Source organism: Streptomyces sp. NBC_00859, from assembly GCF_045161865.1.
Classification (GTDB): domain Bacteria; phylum Actinomycetota; class Actinomycetes; order Streptomycetales; family Streptomycetaceae; genus Streptomyces.
This window is the reverse complement of record NZ_CP108826.1, coordinates 6,018,415-6,035,460: the sequence shown is the minus strand read 5'-3', so window position 1 is coordinate 6,035,460 and position 17,046 is coordinate 6,018,415. Positions and strand designations below refer to the sequence as shown.

Below are 17,046 nucleotides of genomic sequence, written 5' to 3'. Positions count from 1 at the left end.
CGTGAACCTCACGTCACGTGAGGATGCACTGTTGCCCCATGACCGCTTCCGCGACCTGGAAGGCAGGTCCGCTGGCCGAGGCCGGCGGACTCACCGTGCGTAGCCTCCACCACTGGGACACCATCGGGCTGCTCAGCCCGTCCCGGCGCACTGCCGGCGGGCACCGGGCCGGCCGCACTCGCCGTGCAGACCGCTGTCACCTTCGTCCGGCTGGGCACCCGCACGGCCGGCCCGTAACGGGTGGCGACGCTCCGGGCGGCCCCGCCGCACGGACCTGCCCTCGCGCCACGAAGCGGGGAGGCCGTGCGGCGGCGCGCTCACGGGCGCCACACGCCTGTCACAGCTCGGCTTCAGTCACGTCCCGTTCACCAGGACCGCTTAGGCCCTGTCGGCGCCGACTCGTACACTCGCCTGCGTGGATACGACGCTTGGTGACCCGCAGGCCCCGCTCGTCGGGCAGCTGCTCGACGGCCGCTACCGGGTTGACGCGTGCGTCGCCGTCGGTGGTATGGCGACGGTCTACCGGGCCGTCGACACCCGCCTGGACCGGGTGCTCGCGCTGAAGGTGATGCACCCCGCGCTGGCGGTCGACGCCACCTTCGTGGAGCGCTTCATCCGGGAGGCCAAGTCCGTCGCCCGCCTCGACCACCCCAATGTGGTCGGCATGTTCGACCAGGGCGCGGACGGCGCGCACGTCTATCTGGCGATGGAGTACGTCGCCGGGTGCACCCTGCGTGACGTCCTGCGCGAGCGCGGCGCTCTGTGCCCCCGCGCGGCCCTGGACATCCTGGAGCCGGTGCTGGCCGCACTCGGCGCAGCGCACCGGGCCGGGTTCGTCCACCGCGACATGAAGCCGGAGAACGTCCTGATCGGTGACGACGGCCGGGTCAAGGTCGCCGACTTCGGCCTCGTCCGGGCCGTGGACACCGAGACGAACAGCACGGGCACCATCCTGGGCACCGTCTCCTACCTGGCCCCGGAGCAGATCGAGCAGGGCACAGCCGACACCCGCGCGGACGTCTACGCATGCGGTGTGGTGCTGTACGAGATGCTGACCGGCGCCAAACCGCACGGCGGTGACACGGCCGCCCAGGTCCTCTACCAGCACCTCAACGAAGGCATGCCCGCGCCGTCCGCGGCCGTACCGGGGCTCGCCGCCCGGCTGGACGGGCTGGTGGCGAGCGCCACGGCCCGCCGCCCCGACGACCGGCCGCACGACGCCGCGGCGCTGCTCGGCGAGGTTCTGGAGACCCGCGCCGCGCTCAGCGACCGGGAGCTGGACGCCGCCCCGCCGCAGGCACTCTCCGGCGGGCCCGCCGGTGCCGGTGCTTCCGAGGACCGTACGGATGTGATCCGGCGCCCGCTCCCCGTGGCGGGGTCCAACCGGACCAGCCGCTTGGTGATGCCCGCCGTGGCGGAGCCCGAGCCCGAGCGCCGGCCCGTACGCCGCAGCCGCCGGACCCGCCGCGGTCTGATCGCCTCGGTCGTCGCCGTGCTGCTGGTGCTGGGCGCCGGAGCCGGTGTCTGGTACATCAACTCGGGCCAGTTCACCCGGGTCCCCTCGCTCCTCGGCCAGCCCGAGAAAACGGCCCGGTCACGGCTCTCGGCAGCCGGACTCGACGTGAAGAAGACCGAACGCGAGTTCAGCGACACCTACGACCGCGGCCAGATCATGAGCAGCAGTCCGGCATCGGGCGCCCGTATCCGGGACAACGACGCGGTTTCCCTGGTCGTCTCGCGCGGCCCCGAGATCGTCCGGGTCCCCCGCGTGGAGGGTGAGCCCCTCGCGCAGGCCAGGCGGGAGCTGGCGAAGGCAGGACTGGGGTCCGGCATGGTCACCAAGGAGTTCAGCGACGGGACCGGGCGGGGCAAGGTGATCCGTACGGACCCGGCGGCCGGCGCCGAGCGGCACACGGACTCCGCCGTCGCCCTGGTGGTCTCCAAGGGCGCCCCCGTCGACGTGCCGGATGTCACGGGCGAGTCCGTGGAGGACGCCACCGCCGACCTCAAGGACGACAACCTCAAGGTCGTGGTCGCTCCGGGGCGCGTCAACTCCTCCGAGGACGCCGGCGACATCGCCGAGCAGTCACCGGCGGACGGAGCCAGGGCCGCCGAGGGCGACACCATCACGCTGACGGTCTCCAAGGGCCCCCGGATGATCAGCGTCCCCGACGTGACCGGCGACAGCGTGGACGACGCGAAGAGCGCGCTGACGGACAAGGGCTTCAAGGTCCACGTCGACCGGCCGTTCCTCTCCTTCAGCGACACCGTCGCGAGTCAGTCCGTCGAGGGCGGCGACCGGGCCCCCGAGGGCGGCACCATCACCATCAAGACCAAGGGACTCTGAACACACCGTGCGCAACCCCATCGGCGGCCATGTACCCGTGGCCGGCGGCCTCGCCAGGACCGGACTGCCCTACGCACGCGAGCTGAGCGCCGAGACCGTGCAAGTCTTCGTGGCCAACCCGCGTGGCTGGGCGACACCCGCCGGGAACCCGGACCAGGACGAGCAGTTCCGCAAGGAGTGCGCGAACGAGTCGGTCACGGCGTACGTGCACGCGCCGTATCTGATCAACTTCGGCTCGCACACCGCCGCGACGGCGGAGCGGTCGGTCGACTCACTGCGCCACTCGCTGCGCCGCGGCCGGGCGATCGGCGCGCTGGGCGTGGTCGTGCACACCGGCTCGGCGACGGGTGGCCGGCCGCGTTCCGAGGCGCTCGCGCAGGTCCGTACCCATCTGCTGCCGCTTCTCGACGAGCTGACGCACGACGACGACCCGTTCCTGCTGCTGGAGTCGACGGCGGGCCAGGGCTCCTCGCTCTGCGCACGCACGTGGGACTTCGGCCCGTACTTCGACGCACTCGACTCCCACCCGCGGCTCGGTGTCTGCCTGGACACCTGCCACATCTTCGCGGCGGGACACGACCTCGCCGCCCCCGGCGGCATGAACCAGACCCTGGACCTCCTCGTGGACACCGTCGGCGAGGGCAGGCTCAAGCTGATCCACGCCAATGACTCCAAAGAGGCTGCGGGCGCCCACAAGGACAGGCACGAGAACATCGGCGCGGGTCACATCGGTGCGGAGCCGTTCCGAGAGCTGCTCGCCCATCCCGCGACCGCCGGGGTGCCGCTGATCATCGAGACCCCCGGCGGCAAGGAAGGGCACACGGCGGACGTGGCCCGCCTGAAGTCCCTGCGCCCCTGAGGAATCCGCTCCCTCCGGGAATCCGGGCCGGGAGACTCTCGCAGGAATACCCCCTAGGGGTATCTTGTTCCCCAGGTGAACAGGAACCGGCATCCGTTCCAGGCCCTGGGGGTACGTCATGCGGCACGAGGCACACACGCAGCACGGACAGCACAGCCCGCACCACGGTCCACACCACGACGGCGCTCCCGGAGCGGTCAGCTGGTCCATGGCCGCACGGGCGACCCTGCACTGCCTCACCGGCTGCGCCATCGGCGAGATCCTGGGCATGGTGATCGGCACGGCGCTCGGCTGGGGAAACATCCCCACGACGGTCATGGCGATCGCGCTGGCCTTCGCCTTCGGCTACTCCCTGACCCTGCGGTCGATCCTCAGGGCGGGCATCGGGTTCAAGGCGGCGTTCCGCGTGGCGCTCGCGGCCGACACCCTCTCCATCGCGGTGATGGAACTGATCGACAACGGCGTGATCGCCGTCTGGCCCAGTGCGATGAACGCCCAGCTCGCGGACGTGCTCTTCTGGGCCTCGCTGGCCCTCTCGCTCGCCCTGGCGTTCACGGTCACCACACCCGTCAACAAGTGGATGATCGGCCGCGGCAAGGGCCACGCGGTGGTGCACCAGTACCACCACTGACCTCGGAACCTGGGGGCGGCGCGGGTCCCGGCCGGTGCGGAGTTCAGAGCTCCGGACCGTCTCCGGGGCCCTCCTGGTACGAGTAGCGCTGCTCCTGCCAGGGGTCACCGAGGTTGTGGTACCCGCGCTCCTCCCAGAACCCACGGCGGTCCGCCGCCATGTACTCGATGCCACGGACCCACTTGGGGCCCTTCCAGGCGTAGAGCCTGGGTACGACGAGGCGCAGCGGGAACCCGTGCTCGGCGGTGAGCAGCTCACCGGCCTTGTGGGTGGCGAAGAGCGTCTTCGCGTCCGTGAAGTCCGACAGCCGGAGATTGGCGCTGTAACCGTACTCGGCCCAGACCATCACGTGCGTGACCTGCGGCGCCGGGGGCGCGAGCTCGACCAGCGTCCTCGCGAGCACACCGCCCCACTCGGCGCCCAGCATGGAGAACTTCGTCACGCAGTGCAGATCGGCGACCACGGTGGAGAACGGCAGGGCCGAGAACTCCTCGTGGTTCCAGCAGTGTTTCTCGCCGTCCGCCGTGGCCCCGAACATCCGGAATTCCCACCGGTCGGGCTTGAACTTGGGGACGGGTCCGTAGTGGGTGACCGGCCAGCCGCGCTGCAGCCGCTGTCCCGGCGGAAGCTCGGACTGCACCGCTCCCTGCCGCTCCCGGCTTTCCGGCTGACCCATGTATCCATGGTGACAGACCTCGCGGGGTGGTCATGACCAGGTCTGCACCGATTCGGTCAACTCGTACTAAGCCTGCACTTACTGGACGCCCCCGATGGGCGGTGCGAGGATGCGCGAAACCTGCCCGGATACACGCCTGGAAGGAGCCTCTGCAATGCAGGGCGACCCCGAGGTCATCGAGTTCCTCAACGAGCAGCTGACCGCAGAACTCACGGCGATCAACCAGTACTTCCTGCACGCGAAGATGCAGGAGAATTTCGGCTGGACCAAGCTCGCGAAATACACCAGGTCCGAGTCGATCGACGAGATGAAGCACGCCGAGATCCTCACCGACCGGATCCTCTTCCTGGACGGCCTGCCGAACTACCAGCGGCTCTTCCACGTACGCGTGGGCCAGACGGTCACCGAGATGTTCCAGGCGGACCGGCAGGTCGAGGCCGAGGCCATCGACCGGCTCCGGCGCGGGATCGAGATCATGCGCGGCAAGGGCGACATCACGTCCGCCAACATCTTCGAGTCGATCCTGGCCGACGAGGAGCACCACATCGACTATCTCGACACCCAGCTGGAGCTGGTCGAGAAGCTCGGTGAGCCGCTGTACATCGCCCAGCTGATCGAGCAGCCGGAGAGCTGAGCCGTACGGGGTCAGGCGGCTTCGGGGAGCGGCGATCCGACCGGCTCCGGCCGGCCGCCGTCAGGCTCCCCCGCGGGCTGCAGCCGACCGTCGAGCAGCTCACGGCGGGGGCAGCCGCCCCGGCCGAGAAGCGCCTGGATGCTGCGTACGCAGCCACCGCAGTCGGTGCCGGCCTTGCTGGCCGACGCGATGTCGCGGGGGGTGCAGGCACCTGCGTCCACGTGGTCCTTCACCTGCTTCTCGGTCACGCCGAAGCACGAGCAGACGTACACGCGGGTTCACCTCCCGGACGGGGGTCGCTGACGGGCACCACCCCGAAGTATTCGGTGAGGTAACCCTAACCTTACCCGTCGCTCCAGGAGTGCAAAAGGGCCGTGGGGGGCGGATCGCTGTGATCCGCGCCCCACGGCCCTCGCCACTGTCCGGCGGCCGCGCCGGCCCCGCCTGCCTGCCGGGGCCCGCCAGTGCAAGGCCCCCTTACTGGGCCCTGTACATCTCCGCGACCAGGAACGCCAGGTCGAGCGACTGGCTGCGGTTCAGCCGCGGGTCGCAGGCCGTCTCGTAGCGCTGGTGCAGATCGTCGACGAAGATCTCGTCGCCGCCGCCCACGCACTCGGTGACGTCGTCACCGGTCAGCTCGACGTGGATGCCCCCGGGGTGCGTGCCCAGGCTCTTGTGCACCTCGAAGAAGCCCTTGACCTCGTCGAGCACGTCGTCGAAGCGGCGGGTCTTGTGACCGGACGCGGCCTCGAAGGTGTTGCCGTGCATCGGGTCCGTCACCCAGACGACCTGGGCACCGGATGCGGTGACCTTCTCGACCAGGTTCGGCAGCTTGTCGCGGACCTTGTCCGCGCCCATCCTGACGATGAAGGTGAGCCGGCCGGGCTCGCGGTCCGGGTCCAGACGCTCGATGTAGGTGAGCGCCTCCTCCGGCGTGGTCGTCGGGCCGAGCTTCACACCGACCGGGTTGCGGATCTGCGAGGCGAACTCGATGTGCGCGTGGTCCAGCTGGCGGGTGCGCTCACCGACCCAGACCATGTGACCCGAGGTGTCGTAGAGCTTGCCGGTACGGGAGTCCGTGCGGGTCAGCGCCGATTCGTAGTCCAGGAGCAGCGCCTCGTGCGAGGCGTAGAACTCGACCGCGCGGAACTCCGCCGGGTCGGTGCCGCAGGCCTTCATGAAGTTGAGCGCGCTGTCGATCTCACGGGCGAGCTGCTCGTAACGCTGCCCGGAGGGCGAGGACTTCACGAAGTCCTGGTTCCAGGCGTGCACCTGGCGCAGGTCCGCGTAGCCGCCGGTGGTGAAGGCGCGGACCAGGTTCAGCGTCGACGCGGACGCGTGGTACATCTGCTTCAGCCGGTCCGGGTCCGGGACCCGGGACTTCTCGTTGAAGTCGAAGCCGTTGACCGAGTCACCGCGGTACGTCGGCAGCGTCACACCGTCGCGGGTCTCGGTGCCCTTGGAGCGCGGCTTGGAGTACTGGCCCGCGATCCTGCCGACCTTCACGACCGGCACGGAGGCCGCGTAGGTGAGCACGGCGCTCATCTGGAGCAGCGTCTTGAGCTTCGCCCTGATGTGCTCGGCGGACACGGCGTCGAAGGCCTCGGCGCAGTCGCCGCCCTGCAGCAGGAACGCCTCGCCCCTGGCCACGGCTCCCAGGCGCTCGCGCAGCTGGTCGCACTCGCCCGCGAAGACGAGCGGCGGATACGACGTGAGGTCCGCGATCACATCGCGCAGCGCGCCGGCATCCGGGTACTCGGGCTGCTGCACCGCGGGAAGGTCTCGCCAGGGTGCCTCTGCGGCAGGGGCTTGGAAATCAGCGTTCACGGTCACACAGGCAACAGTACGGGGTCGCCGTCACCGGTTTTCGCGCCGCCCGATGGATGAGACGGCCGGGCGCCCCGGACGGACACCACCCATGCGCTACAGTCCCCACCATGTTCGCGACGACGACTCGAAACTGGTGGTGGACCGCTCATCCGGCGGCCCACTGACATCGCGCGTACAGACGAAGCGAAGGCCGCCCGAGGGCGGCCTTCCGTGTTTCCACCGGCCGTTCCTCCCCGTACCCACCCCCGCACCGCGGGACGCCCGGAAGGAACAACCCCGATGCTCATCGGCGCACTGCTGGACGATCACCGCCCCTTCGCCCTGCTGCACAGGCGCACTCCGGGCCATGACCACGACGTCGTCGAGCTGCTCATCGGCGAGGTCCACGAGGTGGAGCGGCTCGCGGACATCCCGGTGGGCGGCGGCCCGGTACTGGCGATGGTGCCGTTCCGGCAGATCGCGGAGCGCGGCTTCGACGTGCACGACGACGGGACGCCGCTGGCCGTCCTGGTCGCCGACGAGACGTACGAGCTGCCGCTCGGCGATGTGCTCGGCGGGCTACCCGCACATGCCGTCCGGGTCGAGGACGGCGGCTTCGACGTGAGCGACGACGCCTACCGGGAGATCGTCGGGCGGGTCGTCCAGGAGGAGATCGGCCGGGGCGAGGGCGCGAACTTCGTCGTCCGGCGCACGTACACCGGCTCCGTACCCGGCTTCGGCAGGGCGGACGCGCTGGCCCTCTTCGGGCGGCTGCTGGCCGGCGAGCGGGGCGCGTACTGGACCTTCGTCGTGCACACCGGCGGGCGCACCCTGGTCGGCGCCAGCCCCGAGGTGCATGTCCGGATGTCCGGCGGGACCGTCGTGATGAACCCGATCAGCGGGACCTTCCGCTACCCGGAGGACGGGCCGTCCGTCGGCGCGCTGCTGGAGTTCCTCGGCGACCGCAAGGAGACCGACGAGCTCTCCATGGTGGTCGACGAGGAGCTGAAGATGATGTGCACCGTCGGCGACATGGGCGGCGTCGTCGTCGGGCCGCGGCTCAAGGAGATGGCCCATCTCGCGCACACCGAGTACGAGTTGCGCGGCCGCAGCTCGATGGATGTGCGCGAGGTACTGAAGGAGACGATGTTCGCCGCGACCGTCACCGGTTCACCGGTGCAGAACGCCTGCCGGGTCATCCAGCGGTACGAGCCGGACGGGCGCGGCTACTACGCGGGGGCGCTGGCACTCATCGGCCGGGACGCGGGCGGGGCGCAGACGCTGGACTCGCCGATCCTCATCCGGACGGCCGACATCTCGGCCGGGGGCGCACTGCGGGTCGGGGTCGGCGCCACGCTCGTGCGCCACTCGGACCCGGCGGGCGAGGTCGCCGAGACGCACGCCAAGGCGGCGGGGGTCCTGACCGCTCTCGGGGTACGGGAGGGGCGGCCACGACGGGGGGCCGCGGGTGCGCGGCTCGCGGACGACCCGCGGGTGCGGGCGGCACTGGAGTCCCGGCGGGCCGGCCTCGCGCCGTTCTGGCTGCGGATGCAGGAGACGGCCGCCACCATGACGGGCCACGCGCTGGTGGTGGACGCCGAGGACACCTTCACCACGATGCTGGCGCACCTGCTGCGGTCTTCGGGGCTCGACGTGACGGTACGGCGCTACGACGAGCCCGGTCTGCGGGAGCGGGTACGGGGGCACCGGGGCCCTGTCGTGCTGGGCCCGGGGCCGGGCGACCCGACGGACCTGGGGGACCCGAGGATGCGCCTGCTGCGGGATCTCGCGGCGGAGCTGCTCCGCGACCACCGGCACGGGCTGCTCGGGGTGTGCCTGGGTCACGAGCTGCTGGCGGCCGAGCTGGGCCTGGAGATCGTCCGGAAGGCGGTCCCGCACCAGGGCGCCCAGGAGCGCATCGACTTCTTCGGGCGGCACGAGACGGTCGGGTTCTACAACTCGTTCACGGCGCGGTGCGACGAGGGCACGGCGGCGGAGCTGGCTGCGCACCGGATCGAGTTGAGCCGGGAGCCGGCCGGCGGTGAGGTGCACGCGATGCGGGGAGCGGGGTTCGCCGGGGTGCAGTTCCACCCGGAGTCGGTGCTGACGATGGACGGGACCGGGATCGTGGCAGGGCTGCTGGCCGGGGTACTGGTGTAGCCGGGCCCGGGTCGCCCTTCGCGGGCGGGCGCCGGCGTGTTCTCGCTGCGGCGCCCGCCCTGCGCCCGCTCAGCCGAAGAAGACCCCCGCCTCCCGGTACAGCGCGGGGTCGACCGTCTTGAGCCGGGCGGTGGCCACCGCGATGGGCACCCGCACGATGTCCGTACCGCGGAGCGCGACCATCGTGCCGAAGTCCCCGTCCCGTACCGCTTCGACGGCGTGCAGGCCGAAGCGGGTGGCCAGCCAGCGGTCGAAGGCACTGGGCGTCCCGCCGCGCTGGACATGGCCGAGGACGGTGGTGCGGGCCTCGTGGCCGGTCCGCCTCTCTATCTCGGCGGCGAGCCATTCGCCGACCCCCGAGAGCCGGGTGTGGCCGAAGGAGTCGCGCGTACCGTCCTTGAGCACCGCGTCGCCGTCCTTGGGCATCGCCCCCTCGGCGACGACCACGATCGGCGCGTACGAGGCGCGGAAGCGCGAGGTGACCCAGGCGCAGACCTGATCGATGTCGAAGCGCTGCTCGGGGATGAGGATGACGTTGGCGCCGCCGGCCAGCCCCGAGTGCAGCGCGATCCACCCCGCGTGCCGGCCCATCACCTCGACGACCAGGACACGCATGTGCGACTCGGCGGTGGTACGGAGGCGGTCGATGGCCTCGGTGGCGATATTGACCGCCGTGTCGAACCCGAAGGTGTAGTCGGTGGCCGAGAGGTCGTTGTCGATGGTCTTCGGTACGCCGACACAGGGGATCCCGTGCTCGCGCCAGAGGCGGTCGGCCACCCCCAGCGTGTCCTCGCCGCCGATCACGATGAGCGCGTCGACCCCATGTCTGGCGAGGCTCTCCCGCACCCTTCGGACGCCGTCCTGGGTCCGGAACGGATTGGTGCGCGACGATCCGAGTACGGTGCCGCCGCGCGGCAGGATTCCGCGTACTTCCGGGATGCCGAGCGGGACGGTGCGGTCCTCCAGTGGCCCGCGCCAGCCGTCCTTGAATCCGGTGAAGCCGAAGCCGTACTCCTGGACGCCCTTGCGGACGGCAGCCCGGATGACCGCGTTGAGCCCGGGGCAGTCCCCGCCCCCGGTCAGCACTCCGACCCGCATGGAACCACGTCCCTTCGCAGTGGAAGACGCCGTACCGTCCACGCTACGGTGACCCAGGTCACAAAGGGATAGGGCGGCAGGTCAATTCCCGGTCGTGGTAACGCAGTTGCCCGTGGGAAACCGGCCCTGGCACCACGAGCCCCGGGGGGCCTGCCGGGCCAGGCCCTAGATGTCGTCGAGACCGCGCTCTATGGCGTACCGGACGAGCTCGACACGGTTGTGCAGCTGGAGTTTGCCGAGGGTGTTCTGCACATGGTTCTGAACGGTGCGGTGCGAGATGACCAGGCGCTCGGCGATCTGTTTGTAGCTCAGCCCCTTCGCGACGAGACGCAGCACCTCGGTCTCCCGCTCGGTGAGCTGCGGTGCCTTCGGCTCGTTGGAGGCGGTGGGCACGGGGTCCGAGGCGAGCCTGCGGTACTCGCCGAGCACCAGGCCCGCCAGGCCCGGTGTGAAGACCGGGTCACCGGCCGCGGTGCTGCGGACCGCGTCCGACAGCTCCTGCGTGCTGGCGGACTTCAGCAGGTAGCCGGTGGCGCCGGACTTCACGGCCTCCAGCACGTCGGCGTGTTCGCCGCTCGCCGACAGCACCAGGACACGGAGCTTGGGGTCGGCGCCGACCAGCTCCTTGCAGACCTGGACACCCGGCATGCCCGGCAGATTGAGGTCGAGGACCAGCACATCGGGTGCGGCGGCCCTGGCCCGCCGCACCGCCTGGGGGCCGTCACCCGCCGTGGCGACCACGTCGAACCCTGCGGCCGCCAGGTCCCGGGCGACCGCGTCACGCCACATCGGGTGGTCGTCGACCACCATCACCCTGACCGTCCGCTGCTCACTCATGTGCATCCGTCCCCCCGTGTGTCCGCGCGGAGTGCGCGGCACTGCCGTAACCGTCCCGCGTGTTCCGCGGGACCTTCAACTCCACTTCGGTGCCCTGGCCCGGCACCGAGATCAGCTCCGCGCTGCCGCCCAGATCCCGCAGCCGGCCCCGGATGGAGAGAGCGACGCCGAGGCGCCCCTCCCCCTCGGCGACCGCGAGTCTCCCCGCGGGGATGCCGGGGCCGTCGTCCCGTACCGTCACGATCACCTCGTCCGGCTCGTCCTCGACCAGGATCCACGCCCGCGCGCTGCCGCCCGCGTGCCTGCGGACATTGTCCAGGGCGGCGCTGACAGCCGCGGCGAGCTCCTTCGCCGCCGCGGGCTCCAGCAGTACCGGGGCGCCCGGCTCCGCGAAACTCACCCGCGATCCGGCGTGCGGGGCGAGCAGCGTGCGCAGATCGCAGGGGCCCGGCTCCCCGGTCCGCCGCCCGCCGGCCCCGTCCCCCCGGCCCCCCTCCGGCCCCCCTTCGGCGGGGTCCCTGGCGAGCGGGACGAGGCCCGTGGAGACCAGGGTGCGCAGGGCCACCTCCTGCTCCCCCGCCATCCTGCCGAGCTCGGCGGACTCCCCGCCGAGCTCGGCACCACGCCGCTGCACCATGGCGAGGACCTGGAGCACGCTGTCGTGGATGCCGCGGGCCAGCCGTTCCCGTTCGCGGGTGGCGGCCTCGATCTCCAGGGCGCGGGCGAGGGTGCGTTCGGAGGCCCGTGCCACCTCGACGATGTAGCCGATCGCGATGGAGGCGATCCACACCAGGATCACGTTGTGCACGGTGTCCCCGCTCGGCTCGCCGCGCTCGGTGACATTGGCGACCGCCACCAGCGACGAGGCGAACGCCGCCCAGCGCCAGCCGCCCTTGATCGCGAAGGCGAGGACGGAACCCGCGGTCCATATGGACGGCATCGTCGTGGCGCCCCCGACAACCCGGGCGTGCGAGTCGGCGACGGGCGTCAGCAGAATGCCGGCGAGGGCGATGGTGAGGTCGGCGCCGAGGAAACGCTTGGTGCAGCGGGCCGCGTTGGACACCCTGGGGAGCGTGGCCAGGGTCCACACGCTCAGCACCGTGAAGAAGCCGACGGCCACCCACTGGCGCTGGAACTCCCCGTGCGCGCAGCCGAACAGCACGATCGCGTAGACGAGTGTCAGTACCCGGTACGCGGTCAGCGCCCGCCACAGCGGCAGCTCGACCGACATGCGTACGACGCGCTCACGCCGGTCCTTCGCCATGTCCCCCACCCCCCGGCGGACGGGTCCGGCCAGTGCCGCGGCGGGCGGATGCCCGCCGCGCCGCTAGCTGCCGGACCCGTCCGCCTCCTCGTGCTTGCGCTTCTGCTCGGCCGCGGCGCTCTCCGCGGCCTTCCCGGCCTTGTCCTCGTCCGCGATCCGGCGCTTGGCGGCGGTCGCGTAGATGTCGACGTACTCCTGGCCGGAGAGCCTCATGATCTCGTACATGACCTCGTCGGTCACCGAGCGCAGGATGAACCGGTCGTTCTCCATGCCGTAGTAGCGGCTGAAGTCGAGCGGCTTCCCGATCTTGATACCCGGCCGCATCAGCTTGGGCACCACCTGTCCCGGTGGCTGGATCTTCTCGGTGTCGATCATCGCGACCGGGATGACGGGGGCGCCCGATGCCAGCGCCACCCTGGCCAGCCCACCGGGTTTGCCCCGGTAGAGGCGGCCGTCAGGCGAGCGGGTGCCCTCCGGGTAGATACCGAAGAGCTCGCCCCTGGCCAGCACGTCGACACCGCTCTTGACGGCGGCCTCGCCCGCCCCCCGGCTGCCCGAGCGGTCGACCGGCAGCTGACCGACGCCCTTGAAGAACGCGGCGGTGAGCTTCCCCTTCACCCCCGGCGACGTGAAGTACTCCGCCTTCGCGATGAACGTGAGCTTGCGGTCCATCACGGCGGGCAGGAAGAAGGAGTCCGAGAACGACAGATGGTTGCTCGCGAGGATGGCGGGTCCCTCGTCGGGGATGTTCTCAAGACCCTCCACCCAGGGCCTGAAGGCGACCTTCAGCGATCCCCCGATGGCGAACTTCATTGCGCCGTAGATCAACTCGGATACCTTCCTGTGACGGTCGGACCGACCATAACCCGCGCGGCGGGCACGCTCCCGGCCATCCGCTCCCCGTCGCGCGGTGACGGCCCTGGTCGGTGTCGGCACGGTCGCGTACGGTGAAGTACACCTTTCACGACCTGACGAACAGGAGACCCCGGTGCCGGTGCTTCCTGGAGCCGAGCCCTACCGCCACGAAGGCGGGGAGACCGGCGTCCTCCTCTGTCATGGATTCACCGGATCGCCGCAGTCGCTGCGCCCCTGGGCGGAGCATCTGGCCGCGCGCGGTCTGACCGTCTCGCTGCCGCTGCTTCCCGGGCACGGCACCCGCTGGCAGGACATGCAGGTAACGGGCTGGCAGGACTGGTACGCGGAGGTCGACAGGGAGTTGCGTGCCCTGCTCGACCGGTGCGAGCGGGTCTTCGTGTTCGGCCTCTCGATGGGCGGCGCGCTGGCGCTGCGGCTGGCCGCCAAGCACGGTCACTCGGTGAGCGGCATCGTCCTGGTCAACCCGCTGAACAAGGTGCACGGCCTCGCCGCCCACGCACTCCCGGTCGCCCGGCACCTGGTGCGTACGACGAAGGGGATCGCCAGCGACATCGCCCTGGCCGGATCCACCGAGATCGGGTACGACCGGGTGCCGCTGCACTGCGCCCACTCGCTGCGCCGCTTCTGCCGGCTCGTGGACCGTGAGCTGCCACAGGTCACCCAGCCGCTGCTTCTGATGCACAGCGCCGAGGACCATGTGGTGCGGCCCGCCGACTCGGTCCGCATCCTCAGCCGGGTCTCCTCGACGGACGTCGAGGAGGTTCTGCTGGAACAGAGTTACCACGTGGCGACGTTGGACCACGACGCGGAGCGGATTTTCGACAGGAGCCACGCGTTCATCGGCCGCCTCGCTCCGAGCGTCGCGATGAAGGGGAGCACCACCGGTGGCTGAGAACGAGGCGGAGCGCGAGCCGCAGCCGATCGACGAGGAAGCGGTGTGGGCCGCGATCGTCGCGGGGTACGGAGAGGAGCCCGCGGATCCGGCGGGCACCAAGCCGTTCAAATCCGTGGAGGACCTCGCCCTGCTGGAGGACGGGGTCAACGCCGACGGCGCCCGGGAGACCGGTGCGGAGAAGCCGGACGCGGACCCCGGGCCGGAGACCGGGGATGGTCCCGACCGGCCGCTGGGCAGCTCGGTCGTGTTCGCGCCGGGTGTCGGCGGGCCCCGCGACCACAGCCTGGCGAGCCCGTCGGGCGCCGACTTCGACGATTCGGACGAGGATCACTTCGTCCAGCCCGATCCGGAGCTTCCGGAGGCGGACGTCACGGCCAAGTTCGCGTGGCTGGCCGTCGTGGGCGGCCCGGTGCTGCTGATCCTCGCCGTGGTCCTGGGCTGGGACATGACGTGGTGGCTCACGACGCTCGGGATCGGCGGCTTCCTCGGCGGGTTCGCGGTGCTGGTAGCACGTATGGGCCCGGAGGACGACGAGGAGGACCCGGGCCGGGGCGCTGTGGTCTGAGACCGTCCGGCAATCGGGGCGCATCACCCGTACCGGCAGGCGTGGCTGCCCCGTCCGGGCCGCCCCGCCCCGTTCAGCCGCCCTGCGGATCCGTGGGCACCCGGAGCGCCGCCAGCACCGGCAGATGGTCCGAGGCCGCCCGGAGATCCGCGTGCGCGACGTCCTGCGGCACCCCGCACCCCAGGACCTCGACCCCGGGCGTCGCGAAGACCGCGTCGACGCGCCGGTCCGGGGCGACCGCCGGATACGTGTGTTCACCGCCCCACGGCTTCACCGCGCGGCAGTCCTGGAGTTCCGCGGCCAGCCGCCGGAAACTCCGGCCGTCCGGGCGGTCGTTGAGGTCTCCGGCGAGCACCGCGTGCGGGACGTCCATCGCGCCGAGCCGGTCCAGCGCGAGGCCCGCCTGTGTGTGGCGTTCGTCGGGCTGCAGGCTCAGATGACAGCTGATCACTCCGAGCCGGGCGCCCCCGACGCGCACCACCGCGGTCGCGAGGCCGCGCTGGTGCAGCCCCGGCGTGCGCGGCAGCAGCACGTCCTCGGTGCGCTCCACCGTGGCGCGCAGCGAGCAGAGCAGCAGGGGACCCGCGGCCGTGGCGCCGCCCCCGAGCGTCACCAGGTCGGTGGCGGCCGCGAGCCGGGCGGCGGCCTTGCGCCAGCGGAAGAAGCGCGGGGCCTCCTGGATGAGGACCAGATCCGGTTCGCAGGCGCGGATGACACGGGCCAGCGCCCCGCGGTCGTCGCGCATCGAGCGGATGTTGTAGCTGAGCACCCGGATTACGGCCGAGCCGCGCTCCGTACAGGATTCGGGCAGCGTAGTGATCGCCATGGGCGACACCCTACGACGGTGGCCGGTGGCCGGTGCCCGCCGCACCCCCAGGGTGCGCCGGGCACCGGCCACTGACCGGACCGGCTGTCCGGGTCAGCCCTGGCGGGCCAGGTCCGCGGCGCCCACCAGCCCTGCCTCGCCGCCCAGTTGGGCCGCGAGCACCTGCGCGTGCGGCCGCCAGGCTCCGCCGATCAGCCAGCGCCGGAACGACTTGCGGATCGGGTCGAGGACCAGTTCACCCTCGTCCGACACACCGCCGCCCACGATGAAGGCCGAAGGGTCGAAGAGCGAGGCCAGGTCGGCCAGGCCCGCACCGGCCCAGCGGGCCAGCTCACGGAACGAGTCGATCGCCACCGGGTCGCCCTGGCGGGCGGCCTCGCTGATGTGCCTGCCCTGGATACCCTCGGGCGTGCCGTCGCCGAGGCCGAGCAGCACCTGTGCGTTCTCCGGGGTGGCGTTGGCGCGCTGCGTCGCGTACCTGACGAGCGCCCGCCCCGACGCGTACTGCTCCCAGCAGCCCTGGCTGCCGCAGCCGCACAGCAGACCGTCCGGGACGACCCGGATGTGGCCGAACTCGGCGGCCACGCCGAACCGTCCGCGGCGCAGTTTGTTGCCGATGATGATGCCGCCGCCGAGGCCGGTGCCGAGCGTGATGCAGATGACGTCCTCGTGTCCCTGCCCCGCACCGAACCTGTACTCGCCCCAGGCGGCCGCGTTGGCGTCGTTCTCGACGACAACGGGCAGGCCGACACGTTGCTCGACCTTGTCCTTGAGCGGCTCGTGCCGCCAGTTGATGTTCGGCGCGAAGAGGACGGTCGCGCGCTTGTCGTCGACATAGCCGGCCGCCCCGATGCCGACCGCCTCGATCTCGTGCCCCTTGCCGGCCTCGGAGACTGCGGCGCAGATAGCGTCGACGATGCCTTCGGCGGTCGGCGGGGTGGGCACTTTGTGCACATCGAGAATGGTGCCCTCTTCGTCGACCACTCCGGCCGCGATCTTGGTGCCGCCGATGTCGACGCCGATGGTGAGTCCCATGAGTCCCTCAGTTTTCGGTCGAGCCCCGCTGAGGGGCAACCGTACCCGAGGGCCGCCTTGCCGGGGCGGTCAGTCCAGGTCGATACGCTCGGCCGGCCCGGGGTCCTCGGGGCCGCCGTCGTCCTTGCCGGTGTCGTCGGCGGTGTCCGTTCCCCGGCCGGCGGTCCACCGCTGCTCCTGCTTCTCCACCGCGGAGCGGTAGGCGGCGAGGAGTTCGCCGCCGGCGGCTGCCAGGTGGTCGAAGACATCGGGGTTGCGCTCGACGACCGGCTCGACGACGGACTTCGCCTGGCTGAGGAACTGCTGGACAGCGCCCTGGGCGGCCATTCCGGGCAGCGACGACTGGAAGTCCGAGACCTTGTCGGCGACCGCGTCGAAGAGCTTGCGCAGCTCGTCGGCCGCCGATCCGTCGGCGCCCCCGTTCTCGGCACGGCGGCGGGCCTTCTCGGCGGCGAGGTCCTCGGCGCAGGCCTTCGCCCAGGCGTCCGAGTCGGTGGCGGGCTGCTCGGGGGCTTCGCTCATGGCGGACTCCTG

At 71.3% G+C, this 17,046-nt stretch carries 19 protein-coding genes; 9 read left to right on the top strand and 10 right to left on the bottom strand.

The features are described from left to right. The first annotated feature begins 23 nt into the window (after positions 1-23). The 4 genes from OG584_RS26435 to OG584_RS26420 all read left to right on the top strand — a co-directional run bounded on the left by OG584_RS26435 (position 24) and on the right by OG584_RS26420 (position 3,837). Positions 24-563 carry a MerR family DNA-binding transcriptional regulator gene (locus OG584_RS26435; RefSeq protein ID WP_405784297.1) on the top strand — a complete coding sequence of 180 codons (540 nt, stop codon included), beginning with the start codon at positions 24-26 and terminating at the stop codon, positions 561-563. After that, entirely contained in the window at positions 461-2,347 is a 1,887-nt protein-coding gene (gene pknB / locus OG584_RS26430; protein ID WP_405784296.1) for a Stk1 family PASTA domain-containing Ser/Thr kinase, read from the top strand. The genes OG584_RS26435 and pknB overlap by 103 nt, the downstream gene beginning before the upstream one ends. Positions 2,348-2,354: 7 nt before the next feature. Then, positions 2,355-3,206, top strand: a complete 852-nt coding sequence (locus OG584_RS26425) for a deoxyribonuclease IV (protein ID WP_405781468.1) — start codon at positions 2,355-2,357, stop codon at positions 3,204-3,206. 118 nt (positions 3,207-3,324) lie between these two features. Further along, the gene (locus OG584_RS26420) at positions 3,325-3,837 is read left to right on the top strand and encodes a DUF4396 domain-containing protein (RefSeq protein ID WP_405781466.1); all 513 of its coding nucleotides are present in this window, start codon (positions 3,325-3,327) and stop codon (positions 3,835-3,837) included. 43 nt (positions 3,838-3,880) lie between these two features. Here OG584_RS26420 and OG584_RS26415 read toward each other — a convergent pair whose 3' ends face one another. Continuing rightward, positions 3,881-4,513, bottom strand: coding sequence for a sulfite oxidase-like oxidoreductase (locus OG584_RS26415; RefSeq protein ID WP_405781465.1), 633 nt, complete (start codon positions 4,511-4,513; stop codon positions 3,881-3,883). A gap of 154 nt (positions 4,514-4,667) precedes the next feature. Between OG584_RS26415 and bfr the strand changes: the two genes are divergently transcribed. Then, positions 4,668-5,147 (top strand): bacterioferritin, encoded by a 480-nt coding sequence (bfr, locus tag OG584_RS26410; RefSeq protein WP_405781464.1) that lies wholly within the window; start codon positions 4,668-4,670, stop codon positions 5,145-5,147. Between the two features lie 11 nt (positions 5,148-5,158). Here the strand turns inward: bfr and OG584_RS26405 are convergent, their stop codons facing one another. Together OG584_RS26405 and OG584_RS26400 are read right to left on the bottom strand one after the other, a co-directional pair. Continuing rightward, a complete protein-coding gene (locus OG584_RS26405; protein WP_405781462.1) occupies positions 5,159-5,419 on the bottom strand; it encodes a bacterioferritin-associated ferredoxin in 261 nt (86 codons plus the stop codon). A 205-nt stretch (positions 5,420-5,624) separates the two neighbouring features. After that, the gene (locus OG584_RS26400) at positions 5,625-6,980 is read right to left on the bottom strand and encodes a class II 3-deoxy-7-phosphoheptulonate synthase (RefSeq protein WP_405781461.1); all 1,356 of its coding nucleotides are present in this window, start codon (positions 6,978-6,980) and stop codon (positions 5,625-5,627) included. Positions 6,981-7,030: 50 nt separating this feature from the next. Between OG584_RS26400 and OG584_RS26395 the strand changes: the two genes are divergently transcribed. Both OG584_RS26395 and OG584_RS26390 read left to right on the top strand, forming a co-directional pair. Then, positions 7,031-7,141 carry a trp operon leader peptide gene (locus OG584_RS26395; RefSeq protein WP_405781459.1) on the top strand — a complete coding sequence of 37 codons (111 nt, stop codon included), beginning with the start codon at positions 7,031-7,033 and terminating at the stop codon, positions 7,139-7,141. 115 nt (positions 7,142-7,256) lie between these two features. Then, positions 7,257-9,116, top strand: coding sequence for an anthranilate synthase family protein (locus tag OG584_RS26390; protein WP_405781457.1), 1,860 nt, complete (start codon positions 7,257-7,259; stop codon positions 9,114-9,116). Positions 9,117-9,185: 69 nt separating this feature from the next. Here the strand turns inward: OG584_RS26390 and OG584_RS26385 are convergent, their stop codons facing one another. From OG584_RS26385 to OG584_RS26370, 4 genes are all read right to left on the bottom strand, one after another. Beyond that, positions 9,186-10,214 (bottom strand): 6-phosphofructokinase, encoded by a 1,029-nt coding sequence (locus OG584_RS26385; RefSeq protein ID WP_405781456.1) that lies wholly within the window; start codon positions 10,212-10,214, stop codon positions 9,186-9,188. A gap of 165 nt (positions 10,215-10,379) precedes the next feature. Continuing rightward, positions 10,380-11,051 carry a response regulator gene (locus OG584_RS26380; RefSeq protein WP_405781454.1) on the bottom strand — a complete coding sequence of 224 codons (672 nt, stop codon included), beginning with the start codon at positions 11,049-11,051 and terminating at the stop codon, positions 10,380-10,382. Continuing rightward, positions 11,044-12,315, bottom strand: a complete 1,272-nt coding sequence (gene macS / locus OG584_RS26375; RefSeq protein WP_405781453.1) for a MacS family sensor histidine kinase — start codon at positions 12,313-12,315, stop codon at positions 11,044-11,046. Before macS ends, OG584_RS26380 begins: the two co-directional genes overlap by 8 nt. A gap of 63 nt (positions 12,316-12,378) precedes the next feature. Continuing rightward, entirely contained in the window at positions 12,379-13,143 is a 765-nt protein-coding gene (locus OG584_RS26370) for a lysophospholipid acyltransferase family protein (RefSeq protein WP_405781451.1), read from the bottom strand. Positions 13,144-13,303: 160 nt separating this feature from the next. On the opposite strand from OG584_RS26370, the gene OG584_RS26365 reads away from it, so the two are divergent. Together OG584_RS26365 and OG584_RS26360 are read left to right on the top strand one after the other, a co-directional pair. Then, complete coding sequence (locus OG584_RS26365; protein WP_405781450.1) at positions 13,304-14,083, top strand: alpha/beta hydrolase; 780 nt, start codon at positions 13,304-13,306, stop codon at positions 14,081-14,083. After that, a complete protein-coding gene (locus OG584_RS26360) occupies positions 14,076-14,651 on the top strand; it encodes a hypothetical protein (protein ID WP_405781448.1) in 576 nt (191 codons plus the stop codon). Before OG584_RS26365 ends, OG584_RS26360 begins: the two co-directional genes overlap by 8 nt. 73 nt (positions 14,652-14,724) lie before the next feature. Here the strand turns inward: OG584_RS26360 and OG584_RS26355 are convergent, their stop codons facing one another. The 3 genes from OG584_RS26355 to OG584_RS26345 form a co-directional block, all read right to left on the bottom strand. Next, complete coding sequence (locus OG584_RS26355) at positions 14,725-15,477, bottom strand: endonuclease/exonuclease/phosphatase family protein (RefSeq protein ID WP_405781446.1); 753 nt, start codon at positions 15,475-15,477, stop codon at positions 14,725-14,727. A gap of 93 nt (positions 15,478-15,570) precedes the next feature. Beyond that, positions 15,571-16,512, bottom strand: coding sequence for an ROK family glucokinase (locus OG584_RS26350; protein ID WP_405781444.1), 942 nt, complete (start codon positions 16,510-16,512; stop codon positions 15,571-15,573). Positions 16,513-16,581: 69 nt separating this feature from the next. Next, positions 16,582-17,034: a DUF5304 domain-containing protein gene (locus tag OG584_RS26345; RefSeq protein ID WP_405781442.1), complete on the bottom strand. Its 453-nt coding sequence runs from the start codon at positions 17,032-17,034 to the stop codon at positions 16,582-16,584. Positions 17,035-17,046 lie beyond the last annotated feature (12 nt).

Bases quoted from the DNA above. Each gene is read 5' to 3' on its own strand.
- macS (WP_405781453.1), bottom strand. From the start codon at position 12,315: ATGGCGAAGGACCGGCGTGAGCGCGTCGTACGCATGTCGGTCGAGCTG.
- OG584_RS26390 (WP_405781457.1), top strand. From the start codon at position 7,257: ATGCTCATCGGCGCACTGCTGGACGATCACCGCCCCTTCGCCCTGCTG.
- OG584_RS26395 (WP_405781459.1), top strand. From the start codon at position 7,031: ATGAGACGGCCGGGCGCCCCGGACGGACACCACCCATGCGCTACAGTC.
- OG584_RS26345 (WP_405781442.1), bottom strand. From the start codon at position 17,034: ATGAGCGAAGCCCCCGAGCAGCCCGCCACCGACTCGGACGCCTGGGCG.
- OG584_RS26435 (WP_405784297.1), top strand. From the start codon at position 24: ATGCACTGTTGCCCCATGACCGCTTCCGCGACCTGGAAGGCAGGTCCG.
- OG584_RS26380 (WP_405781454.1), bottom strand. From the start codon at position 11,051: ATGAGTGAGCAGCGGACGGTCAGGGTGATGGTGGTCGACGACCACCCG.
- OG584_RS26355 (WP_405781446.1), bottom strand. From the start codon at position 15,477: ATGGCGATCACTACGCTGCCCGAATCCTGTACGGAGCGCGGCTCGGCC.
- OG584_RS26415 (WP_405781465.1), bottom strand. From the start codon at position 4,513: ATGGGTCAGCCGGAAAGCCGGGAGCGGCAGGGAGCGGTGCAGTCCGAG.
- OG584_RS26385 (WP_405781456.1), bottom strand. From the start codon at position 10,214: ATGCGGGTCGGAGTGCTGACCGGGGGCGGGGACTGCCCCGGGCTCAAC.
- OG584_RS26420 (WP_405781466.1), top strand. From the start codon at position 3,325: ATGCGGCACGAGGCACACACGCAGCACGGACAGCACAGCCCGCACCAC.
- bfr (WP_405781464.1), top strand. From the start codon at position 4,668: ATGCAGGGCGACCCCGAGGTCATCGAGTTCCTCAACGAGCAGCTGACC.
- OG584_RS26350 (WP_405781444.1), bottom strand. From the start codon at position 16,512: ATGGGACTCACCATCGGCGTCGACATCGGCGGCACCAAGATCGCGGCC.